Annotated in this window: 15 protein-coding genes; 7 read left to right on the plus strand and 8 right to left on the minus strand. The window is 75.0% G+C overall.

The genetic code is table 11. The features are described from left to right. Window positions 1–106 precede the first annotated feature (106 nt). Entirely contained in the window at window positions 107–1597 is a 1491-nt protein-coding gene (locus ACFW01_RS09920; protein WP_234957419.1) for an FUSC family protein, read from the minus strand. 207 nt (window positions 1598–1804) lie between these two features. Between ACFW01_RS09920 and ACFW01_RS09925 the strand changes: the two genes are divergently transcribed. The 3 genes from ACFW01_RS09925 (at window position 1805) to ACFW01_RS09935 (ending at window position 3816) form a co-directional block, all read left to right on the plus strand. After that, window positions 1805–2281, plus strand: a complete 477-nt coding sequence (locus ACFW01_RS09925; protein WP_384502821.1) for an Lrp/AsnC family transcriptional regulator — start codon at window positions 1805–1807, stop codon at window positions 2279–2281. Window positions 2282–2301: 20 nt separating this feature from the next. Then, window positions 2302–3012, plus strand: a complete 711-nt coding sequence (locus ACFW01_RS09930; RefSeq protein WP_384502823.1) for an HAD family hydrolase — start codon at window positions 2302–2304, stop codon at window positions 3010–3012. 63 nt (window positions 3013–3075) lie between these two features. Continuing rightward, window positions 3076–3816 (plus strand): DUF4142 domain-containing protein, encoded by a 741-nt coding sequence (locus ACFW01_RS09935; protein WP_234957421.1) that lies wholly within the window; start codon window positions 3076–3078, stop codon window positions 3814–3816. Window positions 3817–3837: 21 nt separating this feature from the next. On the opposite strand, the gene ACFW01_RS09940 is transcribed toward ACFW01_RS09935, so the two are convergent. Then, window positions 3838–4614 carry a LysR family substrate-binding domain-containing protein gene (locus ACFW01_RS09940; RefSeq protein ID WP_384502825.1) on the minus strand — a complete coding sequence of 259 codons (777 nt, stop codon included), beginning with the start codon at window positions 4612–4614 and terminating at the stop codon, window positions 3838–3840. A gap of 58 nt (window positions 4615–4672) precedes the next feature. Here ACFW01_RS09940 and ACFW01_RS09945 point away from each other — a divergent pair, with 58 nt between their 5' ends. Then, window positions 4673–5071 (plus strand): DUF5997 family protein, encoded by a 399-nt coding sequence (locus ACFW01_RS09945; protein WP_234957423.1) that lies wholly within the window; start codon window positions 4673–4675, stop codon window positions 5069–5071. A 31-nt stretch (window positions 5072–5102) separates the two neighbouring features. Here the strand turns inward: ACFW01_RS09945 and ACFW01_RS09950 are convergent, their stop codons facing one another. Next, window positions 5103–5495 carry a DUF2267 domain-containing protein gene (locus ACFW01_RS09950; RefSeq protein WP_384502827.1) on the minus strand — a complete coding sequence of 131 codons (393 nt, stop codon included), beginning with the start codon at window positions 5493–5495 and terminating at the stop codon, window positions 5103–5105. 79 nt (window positions 5496–5574) lie between these two features. Next, a complete protein-coding gene (locus ACFW01_RS09955) occupies window positions 5575–6645 on the minus strand; it encodes a galactosyldiacylglycerol synthase (protein ID WP_384502981.1) in 1071 nt (356 codons plus the stop codon). 273 nt (window positions 6646–6918) lie between these two features. Here ACFW01_RS09955 and ACFW01_RS09960 point away from each other — a divergent pair, with 273 nt between their 5' ends. Genes ACFW01_RS09960 through ACFW01_RS09970 form a run of 3 tightly spaced genes read left to right on the plus strand, consistent with a single transcriptional unit; the run spans window position 6919 to window position 9550 of the window. After that, window positions 6919–7773 (plus strand): SDR family NAD(P)-dependent oxidoreductase, encoded by an 855-nt coding sequence (locus ACFW01_RS09960; RefSeq protein WP_384502829.1) that lies wholly within the window; start codon window positions 6919–6921, stop codon window positions 7771–7773. 16 nt (window positions 7774–7789) lie between these two features. Continuing rightward, window positions 7790–8710, plus strand: a complete 921-nt coding sequence (locus ACFW01_RS09965) for a DMT family transporter (RefSeq protein ID WP_234957426.1) — start codon at window positions 7790–7792, stop codon at window positions 8708–8710. A 30-nt stretch (window positions 8711–8740) separates the two neighbouring features. Next, window positions 8741–9550 carry a polysaccharide deacetylase family protein gene (locus tag ACFW01_RS09970; RefSeq protein WP_384502831.1) on the plus strand — a complete coding sequence of 270 codons (810 nt, stop codon included), beginning with the start codon at window positions 8741–8743 and terminating at the stop codon, window positions 9548–9550. 274 nt (window positions 9551–9824) lie between these two features. Here the strand turns inward: ACFW01_RS09970 and ACFW01_RS09975 are convergent, their stop codons facing one another. From ACFW01_RS09975 to ACFW01_RS09990, 4 genes are read right to left on the minus strand one after another with little or no spacing between them, the layout of a single operon-like run. Beyond that, the gene (locus ACFW01_RS09975; RefSeq protein ID WP_234957428.1) at window positions 9825–10955 is read right to left on the minus strand and encodes an XdhC/CoxI family protein; all 1131 of its coding nucleotides are present in this window, start codon (window positions 10953–10955) and stop codon (window positions 9825–9827) included. Beyond that, window positions 10948–13119, minus strand: a complete 2172-nt coding sequence (locus ACFW01_RS09980) for a xanthine dehydrogenase family protein molybdopterin-binding subunit (RefSeq protein ID WP_384502833.1) — start codon at window positions 13117–13119, stop codon at window positions 10948–10950. Before ACFW01_RS09980 ends, ACFW01_RS09975 begins: the two co-directional genes overlap by 8 nt. Beyond that, entirely contained in the window at window positions 13116–14108 is a 993-nt protein-coding gene (locus tag ACFW01_RS09985; RefSeq protein ID WP_384502835.1) for an FAD binding domain-containing protein, read from the minus strand. The genes ACFW01_RS09980 and ACFW01_RS09985 overlap by 4 nt, the downstream gene beginning before the upstream one ends. Further along, window positions 14105–14698 carry a 2Fe-2S iron-sulfur cluster-binding protein gene (locus ACFW01_RS09990; protein WP_355828381.1) on the minus strand — a complete coding sequence of 198 codons (594 nt, stop codon included), beginning with the start codon at window positions 14696–14698 and terminating at the stop codon, window positions 14105–14107. Before ACFW01_RS09990 ends, ACFW01_RS09985 begins: the two co-directional genes overlap by 4 nt. Window positions 14699–14894: the final 196 nt, after the last annotated feature.

Genomic DNA, 14894 nt, shown 5'->3' on the forward strand with positions numbered 1-14894 from the left:
ACGCCGTCCCGGTCGGGCCGGTCACGACAGGTCGTCCGCCCCGCAGCGACGGTAGCAGTCGATCACCTGCGGTCTAGACCAAACGGGTGGCGTGGCGCCCGACGGCTCAGGCGCCGACCAGCGGGGACCCGGAGGGGGCGCGCAGGGGCGCGGCGAGTTCGGCGAGGGCGCGCTCCAGGTCGTGGAGGTGCGCCAGCGCCGGTTCGACGGCGCGGGGGCCGGCCGCGTGGGCGGGCACGTCGCCGCCGCCGGTGAGGGCCTCCACGGCGGACTCGACCCGCCAGCAGGCGGCGGCCAGCCGGGCGTCGTGCGAGGCCTCCGGGTCGGCGGCGACGGCGACCAGGCCGCGGATCTCCCGGGCGCAGTCGTCGAGCAGGTCGAGCACGCGCCGGGCGCGCCGTTTGCGGCCGGACATCGGGTTCAGCGGGTGCACGAGCGGGGCGACCGACAGCCGGACCCGGCCCAGCAGCTGCTCCAGTTCGGCCACGCGCGGCGCGGGGTCGGCGCCCTCGGTTCCGGCGAGCCGGGCGGCGGCCTCGGCGGTGCAGGCGTGCACGCAGCGCAGGGCGCGCTGGATCCAGGCGTCGGTGACGGCGTGCGTGGTGACCGGCAGGAGGAAGAGCACGGCGAGTACGGCGCCGAGCGCACCGACGCCGGTCTCGGCGATCCGCAGGGCGAGCAGGCCGGGGCTGAGGACGCCCAGGAGGCCGTAGAGCAACTCGGCGAGGAGGGTCACGCAGAGCATCATCCAGGTGTAGGAGACGGCCGCGGTGTAGAAGATCCCGAAGACGCATGCGGCGGCGAGCAGGGCGGTGGGCACCACGGAGCCGGCCAGCGGGAAGGCCACCAGGAAGCCCAGACCGATGCCGACGACGGTGCCGAGGACCCGGCGGAAGCCGCGGACCAGGGTCTCACCGCGCGAGGTGGTGTTGACGAACACCCACCAGGCGGCGCCGACCGCCCAGTACCAGCGTTCGCCCGACACCAGCTGGCCCACGACCAGCGCGAAGCCCGCTCCCGCGGTGGCCTGGACGGCCTGGCGGGTGGTGATCCGGGCGAGTCCGGTGCCACCGGGCGGCGCGGGGACGGCGGGCGCGGGCCGGCCGCGCTCGTAGCACCACAGGCCGAAGCGGACCGCCGCGGCGGTCGCCACGGACAGCAGGACGGCGGTGAACATCTCGGGCAGCCGGTCCGTGGTCGCCCGCAGGAACTGGGCGATGAAGAAGGTCATGAACGCGAACACGCCGAGGCTGTGCCCGCGCGGGCCCCAGCGCCGGGCGTAGACGCCCGCGCCGACGACGGCGAGGAAGGTGAGGTCGCGGGCCACGGGGAGGTCGTGCAGAGCCGCCGCGGCGGCGAGCACGGGCAGTCCGGCCAACGGCAGCAGCGCGGTGGTGACGACCTGTCCGCGGACGGTCGCGTCGGTGACGGTGAACAGCGCCAGCAGCGCGGCGAGCCCGCCGATGACGGCGCCCACCAGCGAGACGCCGGCCAGCCCGCACACGACGACGGCCGCCCCGATGCCGAGGACGGCGCGCGCGGCGAACCGCAGCCGTACCCGCCCCGGATCCGGGCTCATGAACACCTTCTTCAGCACTGCTTACCGCCCCCTCGCACCGGCCCGAACGTACTGGCATGAAAAAGGCGCCGCGGGATCCGCAGCGCCATCGACCGTCCTATAGGAGCATCCCTGCCGCCACTGGCTCAACCGGGCGCTTCCGGACTGTGCCATTGGTACAGTCGTCGTGGCAATTTCCCGGCCACCCGAGAGCCAATGGCCGACGAAGGAAGGACTGGCCCCGTCATGGCCGTCGACGCGCTCGACACCCGCATCCTGCGACTGCTCCTCGAACAGCCGGGCACCAGCGTGCGCGAGTACGCCCGGCTCCTCGGTGTCGCCCGCGGCACGCTGCAGGCCCGGCTCGACCGGCTGGAGCGCGAGGGCGTGATCACCGGTACCGCGCCCACCCTCTCCCCCGCCGCGCTGGGCCACCCGGTGCTCGCCTTCGTGCACATCGAGGTCACCCAGGGCCACCTCAACGAGGTGGGCGAGGCGCTGGCGGCCGTGCCCGAGATCGTGGAGGCCTTCTCCATCACGGGCGGCGGGGACCTGCTGACCCGCGTCGTGGCCCGCGACAACGCGCACCTGGAGGACGTGGTCCAGAAGCTGATCAGCCTGCCCGGGGTGGTCCGCACCCGCAGCGAGGTGGTGCTCCGCGAACGCGTCACGCACCGGCTGCTGCCCCTGGTGGAGTCGATCGGGCGCTCGGCCCGGAAGTGATCCTTGGCATCCTGGAGCGCATGTGCACTCTCGGCGGCATCTCGGTCATCTTCGATCTCGACGGCACGCTCGTGGACAGCGAGCCGAACTACTACGAAGCCGGTCGGCTGACCCTCGCCGAGTACGGCGTCGAGGACTTCACCTGGGCGGACCACGAGACGTACGTGGGCATCAGCACCCAGGAGACGGTCGCCGACTGGAAGCGGCGGTACGCGCTGACGGCAGCCGTGGAGGAGCTGCTCGCCGTCAAGAACCGCCACTACCTGGAGCTGGCCCGCACCTCGGCCCGCGCGTACCCCGAGATGCGGAAGCTGGTCGAGTGGCTGGCCGGCGAGGGCGTCCCGCTGGCGGTCGCCTCCGGGTCGTCACCCGAGGCCATCGGGGCGATCCTGGCCCGCACCGGCCTGGACGCCCACTTGCGCACGGTCGTCTCGGCCGACGAGGTGGCGCGGGGCAAACCGGCCCCCGACGTCTTCCTGGAGGCCGCCCGCAGGATCGGCGCGGCCCCGGCCGACTGCGTGGTCCTGGAGGACGCCGCTCCCGGGGCCGCCGCCGCGCACGCGGCGGGGATGCGCTGCATCGCGGTGCCGTACGTCGCGGCGCAGGCGGACGCCCCCGAGTTCGCCACCGCCGGACTGCTGGTGCGCGGGGGCCAGGACGCGTTCACCGCGCGGGCGGCGTACGACTGGCTCGCGGGACCGGCGCGGGCAAGTTTTTGCCCGGAGAGGTGATCAGAGCACGGCCCGTATCCGTACCTCCTGGTGTCCGAGCCTGTTTTCGCCCCAGGAGGCACGATGCGCATCACGCGCACCACGGCAGGGACGGCCTTCGTGGCCGGTGCCCTGGTCCTCACCCTCACCGCCCTCGCCTACCCGACCATGCTCGGGATGCAGAACACGAGCAGTGACCAGGCCAGGATCATCACCAACACGCGGTACGGACCGCTCACCGAGCAGGACCGGGACTTCGTGGTCAAGGTGCGTGCCGCGGGGCTGTGGGAGCACCCGCTGGGGCTGATGGCGATCGAGCGCGGGACGACACCGGAGATGAAGGAGGCCGGGGAGCACCTGGTCGTCGGGCACGCCCGGCTCGACGCGACCTGCCGCAAGATCGCTCCCGAGCTGGGGATCACCCTGCCCAACCTGGCGTCCCCGCAGCAGCAGCAGTTCGTGTCGACCGTGGACGGGACCACGGGCAGGCAGTTCGACACCACCGCGGTGAACATCATGCGCATCACGCACGGCCAGATCTTCCCGGCCATCGCCAAGATCCGCGCCAACACCAAGAACTCCCTGGTGCGGCAGCTGGCGGATCAGGCCAACGACACCGTCCTGGACCACATCACCGTGCTGGAGAAGACCGGGCTGGTCAACTTCGACCAGGTCAACTTCCAGCAGACGGCGCCGCCGAGCCTGCCCAAGGTGCAGCTGACACCGCCCGCGCCGCAGCCGGGTGAGCCGGTGCTCTCCCTCACCCAGCCGCCCGGTCTCGACGTCAACACCTCGGCGCCGACGCCGAGTCCGACGGTCCGCTGACGGGTTCGGAGGTCCGGCGGGTCAGCGGCGGCGGGGCTTGCCGCGCCCGCCGCCGCTGCCGCTCTTCCTGCGCGGGGTGCCGCCGCCGCGCCGGGCTCCGCCGGTCTGCTGCTTCCCGGCCTGCTGCTTGCCGGCCTGCTGCTTGCCGGCCGCCGGCTTCCGTCCGGCGGACGACGGGTCGGGCTGCCGGCCCCGGGTGCTGTTGACGGTCCGGCCTCGGACGATGCCGATGAAGTCCTCGACCCGGTCCGTGTGCGCGTCCTGAGGCCAGGACAGCGCCACGCCCGACTGGGGGGCGTCGGTGACCGTCCGGTACGTGAGGTCCTTGCGGTGATGCAGCCGGGCCAGCGACAGGGGCATCAGCAGGACGCCGATCCCGGCCGCCACCAGTTCGACGGCGTCCGCGGTGGTGGCCGGACGCTCGAACGCGGGCCGGCCCGGCGGCCGCTCCTCCCACCCGAGGACGTCGTCCAGGGGGTGCAGCACGATCTCGTCGGCGAGGTCCTCGGCGGTCACCTCGTCGGCCGCGGTGACGAGGTGGTCCTTGGGGATCACCACGACCGTGGTCTCGGTGTAGAGGGGGATGGCGCTGAGGCGGGTCCGGTCGACGGGCAGCCGCACCAGTCCGGCGTCGGCGTCGCCGTCCAGCAGGACGCCGACGGCGCCGGCCGCGGGGACCTGGGTCAGGGACAGCGGGACGTCCGGCAGCCGCTCGTTCCAGATGCGCGCCCACTTGTCGGGCGTCACCCCCGGGACGTACGCGAGCCGGAACGAGGGGCGGTCTTCCGAGCCTGTCACCCGGCCAGGTTACCGGGCGTGGTCGGGGGCCGCTCACATGCTCGATACCCTTGACGGCATGACGTCGCACCAGAACACCCAGTCCATGAAGCCCGCGACCGCGGCGAAGAAGCTGGGTGTGTACCTCGAAGCCACACCCGCTCAGTTCCGGGAGGGCGTCGTCACGCGCGCCGAGCTGAACGCGCTCCAGACCGAACCGCCCGCGTGGCTGCGTGACCTGCGGCGCGACGGCCCGCACCCGCGGCCGGTGGTGGCGGCCAAGCTCGGGGTGTCCATCGCGGGCCTGCACCGCGGCGGAGTGTCGGAGCCGCTCACCACGGAGCAGATCGAGACGCTGAAGCAGGAACGCCCGGAGTGGCTGGAGCGGGAGCAGGCCGTCCAGGCCGACGTCCGCAAGGAGACGGCCCGGGTGAAGAAGCTGCACGCCGAACGGGCCGAGCGCGCGGACCGCGACTGACCTGACGCCGGGCCCCCGGGCTCGCGAGGGTTCAGCGCGGCGCCCCGCCCGGGCCGCCCAGGAGGTCGGCGCAGTCGGCGGGCAGTTGGGCCAGGAGCCGGTCGACGCGTTCGCGGGGCACCGCTTCGGCCAGGGTGGCGAGCACCGCGCCCGCGTCCCACTCCGCGGTGCGCGGGCGGGCGCCGGTCTGCTGGGCCACCCGCCGCAGGAACTCGTCGCGCCCGAAGGACTCGGGCCTCCCCCGCTCGGGGCGCAGCACGTCTTCCAGGGGCGCGGGCAGGTCGGCGGCGAGCACGGCCGCCTCCCCGGGGGAGACGCGGGACGCGATCACCCAGAGAACGGCCCTGCTGACCTGCTCGGCCTCGTCGTCGCTGTGGTACTCGCCGAGGTCGCGGACCCGGGTCAGGAATTCGTCCAGCCGCACGTCCTCGCCTCCCTGTGCCGCTTACGGCTCGGGGCCGGGTGCCCACCGCCCGCGAGGGGAAACCAGCCCGTGCCCGTGCTCAGCCGCGGGCGCGCACGGCGGCGGCGAGGTCGGTCACCCGGGTCAGGGCGTCGTCCCCGAACAGCGCGCGTCCGGCGGCGATCCGCTCGCGGCGGGCCGGCCCCGGGGCGGTGAGCCGGCGTACCGCGCCGAGCAGCGCGGTGTCGTCCCCGGCGACCTCCGACACGGCCAGCGCGGCCATCCGCCGGACACCGTCCGCGCCGTGGCCCGGTATCGGGCGGTACCCCACGACCGGCAGTCCGGCGGCGAGCGCTTGTACGGCCGTCTGGCCGGCCGCGTTGTCGATCAGGGCGCCGGCGGCGTGCAGCAGGCCGGGCATGTCGGTCACCCAGCCCAGGGCGACGACGCCCGGGGTGCCGGACAGAGTGCGGCGCAGCCGCTGGTTGCCGCCGCAGAGCACGACCGGCAGGAAGCCGTGGGCCGCGAGGAGCCGGACGGTGCCGTCCAGGTGGGTGCCGACACCCCAGGCGCCGGCGGACACCACGACGGGGGTCCGCCCGGGACCGAGCCGGTCGAACAGCGCCCGCCACCCGGCCGCACCGGGGGCCTCGGTGAAGAACTCCGGGGCCACCACGGGACCGCAGGTCCCCGCGGAGCCACCCGTGCTCTCGCGCGCCTCGCGTGCCGCGTCCTCGGTGAGACACAGGCAGTGGTCGTTGCCGGGGTGCAGCCACTGCCGGTGGACGGCGAAGTCGATCACGAGGACGACGCTGGGCACCGGCAGCAGACCGCGGGCGCGCAGGTGCCCGGTCAGCTGGGCGCCGAGGTGGAACACGGGGACGACCACGTCCGCGCCGGACCGCTCGGCCAGCTCGCGCAGCCGGCCGCCGGCCAGCCGGGCCAGGGGCGTGCCGCCGGGGCGGCGTCCCGCGCCGGGGCGCAGGAAGATGCGGTGGACCGCGGCGTAGAGCCAGGGGAAGTGGCGTACCGACCCGCGGTAGCAGCGCCGCAGGGCGCCGCCGAGGCCGTAGGGCAGGAGCGCGAGGATGTCGACGACCAGGGCGTCGCCGCCGCGCTCGCGGGCGCGGCGGACCAGTTCGGCGGCGACGGTGTCGTGGCCGGCGCCCATGCTCGCGCTGACCACCAGCAGACGGCAGCGCTCCCGCGTGGTGGGCGGTGCTGCCGGCCGGGGCACCGGGGAGCCCGTCGGGGGGCCGGCCGATGAACTGCGAGGATGCACGGCGGACCAAGTTGCCCACCCGACATGTTCCAAACCACCCCACATGGGTGCGTTTCGGGCAGGCTGACAGGGATACTCCGTGACCGCCCGTCCGGCCGGCCGCCGGAGCCCGACCGCCCGGTCGCACGCCTCCGGTGTCCGCCCCGAGCCAAGGTGGTCCCCATGGTCCATGCGTTCTCCCGCCCCCGGTCCGCCCCCGGACCGCGGGCCGTCACCCCCGACGCGGACCGTGCGAGCACCCGGCGGCAGCCCGCGGGCGTCCCGGACACGCGGACCCGGACGGCGCTGGTGACGGGGGCGTCCTCCGGCATCGGCGCGGCCGTGGCCCGCCGGCTGGCTGACGAGGACGGCTGGCGGCTGGTGCTCACCGGGCGTGACCCGGTGCGGCTGCGGGAGGTGGCCGACGACGCGTCGGCCACCGCGTTCGCCGCGGACCTCACCCTGCCCGGGGCCGACCGGCAGCTGACCGACTTCACCCTGGCCACGGTGGGTCACGTGGACCTGCTGGTGGCGGGTGCCGGGGTGGGCTGGGCCGGGGAGTTCCTGGACATGCCCCCGCACACGGTCGACGACGTGCTCGACATCAACGTGCTGGCCACGCTGCGGCTGGTGCGGCTGGTGCTGCCGGGGATGGTGGCCGCGGGCTCGGGCCGGGTGGTGCTCATCGGCTCGCTGGCCGGCAGTGTGGCGGTCCGCGACGAAGCCGTGTACTCCGCCGCCAAGGCCGCGATCGGCGCCTTCGCCGACGCGCTGCGCTACGAGTTGCGGGGCACCGGCGTGGGCGTCACCCATGTGGTGCCCGGGGTCGTGGACACGCCGTTCTTCGAGCGGCGCGGGGCTCCCTACCGGCGCTCCAGGCCGCGCCCCGTGCCTCCCGAGCGGGTGGCCGACGCGGTGCGCGACGCGGTGCGGCGGGGCCGGGACGAGGTGTACGTACCCGCCTGGCTGCGGCTGCCGTGCCGGGTGCGGGGCGCGGCTCCGGGGCTGTACCGGCGTCTGGCGGCGCGGTTCGGATGAGCGGGAACGCGCGGCGGTGAGTGTCCTCACCGTCGTCCTGGCCCTGTTCGCGGCGCTGGCCAACGCTGCGGCGTCGGTGTTGCAGCGGCGGGCCGCGGCGCAGGACGAGGAGCGGGCGGGCGCCAGGCACACGGTGGTGCGCTCACTGCTGCGGCTGGTGCGCGACCGGTACTGGGTGGCGGGCGCGGCGCTGCTGGCGGTGACGACGGTCCTGCAGGCGGCCGCGCTGGCGGTGGGCAGTCTGGCCGTCGTCCAGCCGCTGATGGCCAGCGAGTTGCTGTTCACCCTGATGGTCGGCAGCGTGGTCTTCCACCGGCGTCCCGATGCGCGGACGTGGGTGGCCTTCGTGGCCCTGGCCCTGGGACTCGCGCTGTTCCTGGGCGCGGCGGCTCCCTCCGCCGGTGAGGACACCGCCGTCGAGGGCCGGTGGGGCTGGGCGGGGCTGGCGCTGTTCGTCCTGGTGACGGCGCTCGCCTCGGCGGGCAGCCTGGTGCGGGGCGCGCCCCGGGCCGCGCTGTTCGGATCGGCGGCCGCAGTGGGGTTCGGCGGTACGGCGGCGCTGCTGAAGGAGGTCACGGGGCGGCTGCCCCAGGGAGTGGGCGCGGTGCTGTCCCAGTGGCCGCCGTACGCCACCGCGGCGGTCGGTGTGGTCAGCTTCCTGCTGTTGCAGAGCGCCCTGCGGGCGGGGACGCTGGCCGCGTCGCAGCCGGCCCTGACCCTCGGCGACGCGCTGACCAGCGTCGCCCTCGGGTGGGGTCTGTTCGGCGAGGAGATCGTCCTCGGCGTGCGGGTGCTGCCCGAGCTGATCGGTGTCGCGCTGATCGGCCTCGGCAGTGTCGGGCTGGCGCGGGCGCCGTCGGTCCACGGGGCGTGGGACACGGCGCCGGCGGCTCGGGACGGGCCCGGGCGGCGGGAAGGGGAACACCGGGGGGCATGAGTTGCGGCGAGCGGACGGGAGGCACCAGGGATGCGTCAGGGGTTTCACACCGGGCGGGCGGTCTGCGCCGTGGCGCCCGCCGTCGTCGCGCTGGCCCACATCGGTCCGGCCGTGACCTGGCTGCCGGAGCTGCGCCGGCGCCGGTTCCCGGGCCTGGCGGGGCAGGGCCGCCCCGGTCACGTCGCCCTCACCTTCGACGACGGCCCCGATCCGGTGACCACGCCGCGCTTCCTCGACGTACTGGACGGACTCGGGGTGCGCGCCACGTTCTTCCTGCTCGGCGAGAACGTCGTACGCCACCCGGCGACGGCCCGGGAGCTGGCCCGGCGGGGGCACGAACTCGCGGTCCACGGCTGGGCCCACGACCGTCCCTGGCTGCCGTCGCCGGGCCGGGACGCGCGCGAGTTGCTGCGGGCCGCCCATGTGGTGGGCGAGGCCGCGGGGCGGGCACCGTTCTGGTATCGCCCGCCGTACGGCATCCTCAGCTCGGGGCGCTGGGCCGCCGCCCGCGGGGCCGGGCTGCGGCCGGTGCTGTGGACCGCCTGGGGAAAGGACTGGCGGCCGGACGCCACACCCGCGTCGGTGCGGGCCACCGTCGCGGCGGACCTGGGCGGAGGCGGCACGATCCTTCTCCACGACACCGACCACGCCTCCGCCGCGGGCAGCTGGCGGACCGCGCTCGGCGCCCTGCCGGACCTCGTGCGGGACTGCCGCACGACGGGGCTGGAGGTGGGGCCGCTGGGCGAGCACGGGATCCCCGGTGCGGACGCCGCCACCGGCATCGGAGCCGGGCGGAGCCGGACGGCGCGGGCCGGTACCGGCGCCCGTGCCGTGACGTGACGTGGCGTGACCGCTCCGGCACCCGCACACGGACGCGCGTGGCACGCCCCCGTCCAGGCGGATGACGCCGGCGCCTCGGGCACCGTGGCCCGCACACCCCTGACGTGCCGCTCGCCCAGTCCTCTGCGCTTCCGCCGCGCGGCCTCGCGAGGGCGCACGCCGCCGGCGCGGAGGACGGGCGGAGCAATACCGGGGCCTGTGCCAAGGCCGTGATGCGAAGGTGCCGCGGCCTGCGCCGCCGGCTCCCGGGGCGTCCGTACCGGCCCCGCCGGGCTCAGGCGGCCGTCCCCGTGAGGTCCCGGTGGATCGGGGTCGCTCCGCCCGTCAGGGGTTCGCCCGTACCGCCGCGCCGGGCGGCGACGATCTCCGCCGCGATGGAGAGCGCCGTCTCCTCGGGGGTGCGTGCGCCGAGGTCCAGGCCGATCGGTGAGCGGAGCCGGGACAGCTCGTGCTCGGTCAGGCCGGCCTCGCGCAGGCGCCGGTCCCGGTCCCGGTGGGTGCGGCGCGAGCCCATCGCGCCGACGAACGCGACCGGCATCCGCAGTGCCTCCGTCAGCAGGGGCACGTCGAACTTGGCATCGTGGGTGAGCACGCACAGCACGGTCCGCGCGTCGGTGGAGGTGCTCCGCAGGTAGCGGTGCGGCCAGTCGACGACGACCTCGTCGGCCGCGGGGAAACGCGCCGGCGTGGCGAAGACGGGCCGGGCGTCGCAGACGGTGACGTGGTATCCGAGGAACTTCCCCGCCCGCACGAGCGCCGCGGCGAAGTCGATCGCCCCGAAGACGATCATGCGGGGCGGCGGCACGCTGGACTCGACGAGCAGGGTGAGCCCGCCGGGGCAGTGCGAGCCGTCCTCCGAGAGGCCCACCGTGCCGGTGCGGCCGTTGTCCAGCAGGGCACGGGCCTCGGCCGCCGCCGTGCGGTCCAGGTCCGGGTGACCGCCCAGACCGCCGTCGTACGTACCGTCGGGGTGGACGAGCAGGGCCCGGCCCAGAAGGTCGGACGGGCCCTGGACGACCCGGGCGAGGGCGGCGGTCCCGCCCCGGGCGGCACTCGCCAGCGCCGCCCGGAACAGCTCCCGCGACGGCGCGTCCGCACCGACCGGAGTGACCATCATGTCGATGACCCCGCCGCAGGTCAGCCCGACCGCGAAGGCGTCCTCGTCGCTGTAGCCGAACCGTTCCCGCACGGTCTCGCCGCTGCGCAGGGCGTCGGAGCACAGCTCGTACACCGCGCCCTCCACACAGCCGCCGGAGACCGAGCCGATCGCCGTGCCCTCGCTGTCCACGGCGAGTGCGGCGCCGGGACCGCGCGGTGCGCTGCCCCCCACGGAGACCACCGTGGCGACGGCGAACTCCCGGCCCTCGTCGAGCCAGCGGTTCAGTTCGGCGGCGATGTCAAGCATCCGCCGCTCCTCCGCCCGGGCCGGCCGCTCCCCCGCTCGCGGTCGCCGCCGACAGGACGCGGTCCGGCCGGATCGGCAGGTTCCGGTGGCGGACGCCGGTCGCGTGCCAGACGGCGTTGGCGACGGCCGCCGCCGCGCCCACGATGCCGATCTCGCCGACGCCCTTGATGCCCACCGGGTCCTCCGGGTCGGAGTCGTCCACCCAGTCCGCGTCGATGTCGCCGATGTCGGCGTGCGTGGCGACGTGGTAACCGGCGAGGTCGGGGGCGTAGAGGCCACCGCTCGCGCGGTCCCGTACCGCCTCCTCGTGCAGGGCCATGGAGACGCCCCAGACCATGCCGCCGACCAGCTGGTTGCGGGCGGTGAGCGGGTTGACGATCCGGCCCGCCGCGAAGATGCCCAGCATGCGGCGCACCCGCACCTCGCCGGTGGCGGTGTCCACGGCGACCTCGGCGAACTGGGCGCCGTAGGAGTGCCGTTCCTTCTTGGCGAGGCTGCCCAGGGCGGCGCTGGTGTCGGACCGTACGGTGATGCCCTCGGGCGGGACCGTGGTGCCCAGCGCCAGCCGCTCGCGCAGTTCTCGGGCCGCCTCCGTGACCGCCCAGGCCCAGGAGCGGGTGCCCATCGAACCGCCCGCGATCATGGCGGGCCCGAAGTCGCTGTCGCCGATCCGGACGCGGACCCGGTCGGGCGCCACCTCCAGTGCGTCGGCGGCGATCATCGTGAGCGCGGTGCGGGCGCCGGTGCCGATGTCGGCGGCGGAGATCCGTACCGTGAAGCCGCCGTCGGCCTCGGCGGTGAGGAGAGCCGTGGAGGGGGCGGCGCCCGCTCCGAAGGAGGCCGCCGCCGTGCCGGTGCCCAGCAGCCAGCGCCCGTCGCGGCGCACTCCGGGACGCGGGTCCCGCTCGGCCCAGCCGAAGCGGCGGGCGCCCTCGCGGAAGCAGGCCTCCAGATTGCGGCTGCTGAACGGCAGGCCGGAGACCGGGCCGGTCTCGGGTTCGTTGCGCAGGCGCAGTTCGACCGGGTCGACGCCGCAGCGCTCGGCGAGTTCGTCGAGCGCCGACTCGATCGCGAAGGACCCCGGCGCCTCGCCCGGTGCGCGCATGAACGTCGGGGAGGGCACGTCGAGGCGGACCACCTCGTTGGCCGTGCGGTGTGCCTCGGCGTCGTACATGACCCGGGCCACGCCCGCGCTGGGCTCGACGAACTCGTAGACGGTGGACGTCTGGCTCACCGAGCGGTGGTCCAGGGCGCGCAGCCGCCCGTCGGGGCCGGCGCCGAGCCTGACCCGCTGGGCGGTGGGGCTGCGGTAGCCGGCCAGCGTGAACATCTGACGCCGGGTCATGACGACGCGCACCGGGCGCTGGAGGACGGTCGCGGCCATCACGGCGGACACCTGGTGGGCGCGCAGGCCCTTGCTGCCGAAGCCGCCGCCGATGTGCTCGGAGCGCACCCGCACCGCGGACTCGTCCAGGGAGAACATCTTGGCCAGCTCGCCCTGGATCCAGGTGGTGCCCTGGTTGGAGTCGACGACCTCCAGCCGTCCGCCGTCCCACAGGGCCGTGGCGGCGTGCGGCTCCATCATGCTGTGGTGCTCTTCGGGGGTGGTGTACTCCTCGTCCACCACGAAGGGGGACTCGGCGAGGCCGGCGTCGAGGTCGCCCTTCTCGGTCTCGGCGGGCATCACCCCGGCGGCCGGGTAGGCATCGGGGTGGGCGCCGGTGAGCCGGGTGTCGTGGGGTTCCTCGTCGTAGGCGACGACCAGGGCCTCGGCGGCCTCGCGGGCCTGCTCGGAGTTCTCGGCGACGACGAGGGCGACCGGCCAGCCCAGGTGCGGCACCCGGTCGTTCTGGAAGACGGCGGCGGTCGGGTCCGGCCGGATGCCGAGCAGGCCGACGTAGTCGGTTTCGAGGCGCGGCGCGTTGCCGTGGTGCAGGACGGCGAGGACGCCGGGCATGGCGAGGACGGGCTCGGTGTCGACCGAGCGGACGCGGCCGCGGGCGACGGTGGAGAGCACCAGCCAGCCGTGCGCGAGGTCGGCGAAGGGGATCTCACCGGCGTAGCGGGCGGCCCCGGTGACCTTCTCGTGGCCCTCGACGCGGGTGCGCGAGGTGCCGACGACGCCCCTGAGCGTCGTACGGCCGCCGGTCGTGGCGGTGGTCATCGGGCGGCCTCCTCGCTGAGTTCGGTGAGCACGGCCACCACGAGGTTGCGCATGAGGGTCACCTTGTATCCGTTGTCGGGCAGCGGCCTGGCGGCCGCGAGTTCGGCGTCGGCCGCGGCGGCGAAGGTCTCGCCGTCGGCGGGCGAGCCGGTGAGCACGGCCTCGGCCGCGTGCGCCCGCCAGGGCCGCGAGGCCACCGCGCCGAAGGCCAGCCGCGCCTCGCGCACGACGCCGTCCTCGATGTCGAGCGCGGCGGCGACGGAGCCGATCGCGAAGGCGTACGAGGCACGCTCACGCACCTTGCGGTAGCGGGAGTGGGCGGCGACCGGGGCGGGCGGCAGGGTGATGCCGGTGATCAGCGCGCCGGGCGGCAGGGCGGTCTCGCGGTCGGGGGTGTCGCCGACGGGGAGGTAGAAGTCGGCGAGCGGCAGTTCGCCGGGGCCGTCGAGGGTCTCGTAGGTGACGACGGCGTCGAAGGCCGCGAGTGCCACGCCCATGTCGGAGGGGTTCGTGGCCACGCAGTGGTCGGAGGCGCCGAGGATCGCGTGGTTGTGGTGCTCGCCCGTGACGGCGGGGCAACCGCTGCCGGGGGCGCGCTTGTTGCAGGGCCGGCTGAGGTCGGCGAAGTAGCCGCAGCGGGTGCGCTGCAGCAGGTTGCCGGCGACGGTGGCCATGTTGCGCAGCTGGCCGGAGGCGCCGGCCAGGACCGCCTGGGCCAGCGCGGGGTAGCGCCGGCGCACCTCGGGGTGGGCGGCGAGGTCGCTGTTGGTGACGGTGGCACCGATGCGCAGGCCGCCGTCCGCGGCCGGCTCGATGCCGTCCAGCGGGAGTTCGCGCACGTCGACGAGGCGGGCGGGGCGTTCGACGCCGGTCTTCATCAGGTCGACGAGGTTGGTGCCGCCGCCGAGGAAGCGGGCGTCCGGGTCGGCGGCGAGCAGCGCCACCGCGCCGGAGACGTCGTCGGCACGCTGGTATCCGAACTGCCTCATGCCGCCGCCCCCTCCGCGGTCGGGGCGTGGTCGTCGTCGCGGGCCGCGGCCTCGTGCGCCTCGGCGGCGCGGGTCACGGCCTGGACGATGGAGACGTAGGCGCCGCAGCGGCACAGGTTGCCGCTCATGCGTTCGCGGATCTCGTCCGGTGTCAGGGGTGGCGGCCCGGCCTCGGGACGTACGTCGTCGGTGGCGGCGCTGGGCCAGCCGGCCGCGTGCTCCTCGATGACGGCGATCGCCGAGCAGATCTGGCCGGGGGTGCAGTAGCCGCACTGGTAGCCGTCGAGGTCGAGGAAGGCCTGCTGCACCGGGTGCAGCCGGTCGCCCTCGGCCATGCCCTCGATGGTGGTGATCTCGCGTCCCTCGGCGGCGACGGCGAGGTTCAGGCAGGAGACGGCGCGGCGCCCGTCGACCAGGACGGTGCAGGCGCCGCACTGTCCCTGGTCACAGCCCTTCTTGGTGCCGGTGAGGTCGAGCCGCTCGCGCAGGGCGTCGAGCAGGGTGGTGCGGTGGTCGACGGTCAGCTGGTGCTTCTCGCCGTTGATGTTCAGGGTTACGGCGCTGGTCGTAGAGGAAGGTGCTGGGGCCATGATCAGCCTTCTCTGGTCTCTGGTGACAGCTTCTTGGGTGTCCGACGACTGGATGAACGGGGCTGCAGGCGGGAAGACATTCGCGGCCGGGGCCTCCGGCCGGTCTCGCCGGCCCCGATCGCCGTTAGAGTGGACTCACAACCGGACAACTGTCCGCTCGCTGAGAACGCAAACGTAACGGACAGCTGTCCGGTTA

The sequence above is a fragment of the Streptomyces sp. NPDC058985 genome (assembly GCF_042740985.1).
In the GTDB taxonomy this organism is placed as follows: domain Bacteria; phylum Actinomycetota; class Actinomycetes; order Streptomycetales; family Streptomycetaceae; genus Streptomyces.

Bases quoted from the DNA above. Each gene is read 5' to 3' on its own strand.
- ACFW01_RS09980 (WP_384502833.1), bottom strand. From the start codon at position 13,119: ATGACCACCGCCACGACCGGCGGCCGTACGACGCTCAGGGGCGTCGTC.
- ACFW01_RS09990 (WP_355828381.1), bottom strand. From the start codon at position 14,698: ATGGCCCCAGCACCTTCCTCTACGACCAGCGCCGTAACCCTGAACATC.
- ACFW01_RS09945 (WP_234957423.1), top strand. From the start codon at position 4,673: ATGACGTCGCACCAGAACACCCAGTCCATGAAGCCCGCGACCGCGGCG.
- ACFW01_RS09960 (WP_384502829.1), top strand. From the start codon at position 6,919: ATGGTCCATGCGTTCTCCCGCCCCCGGTCCGCCCCCGGACCGCGGGCC.
- ACFW01_RS09970 (WP_384502831.1), top strand. From the start codon at position 8,741: ATGCGTCAGGGGTTTCACACCGGGCGGGCGGTCTGCGCCGTGGCGCCC.
- ACFW01_RS09955 (WP_384502981.1), bottom strand. From the start codon at position 6,645: ATGGGCGCCGGCCACGACACCGTCGCCGCCGAACTGGTCCGCCGCGCC.
- ACFW01_RS09935 (WP_234957421.1), top strand. From the start codon at position 3,076: ATGCGCATCACGCGCACCACGGCAGGGACGGCCTTCGTGGCCGGTGCC.
- ACFW01_RS09985 (WP_384502835.1), bottom strand. From the start codon at position 14,108: ATGAGGCAGTTCGGATACCAGCGTGCCGACGACGTCTCCGGCGCGGTG.
- ACFW01_RS09930 (WP_384502823.1), top strand. From the start codon at position 2,302: ATGTGCACTCTCGGCGGCATCTCGGTCATCTTCGATCTCGACGGCACG.
- ACFW01_RS09975 (WP_234957428.1), bottom strand. From the start codon at position 10,955: ATGCTTGACATCGCCGCCGAACTGAACCGCTGGCTCGACGAGGGCCGG.
- ACFW01_RS09925 (WP_384502821.1), top strand. From the start codon at position 1,805: ATGGCCGTCGACGCGCTCGACACCCGCATCCTGCGACTGCTCCTCGAA.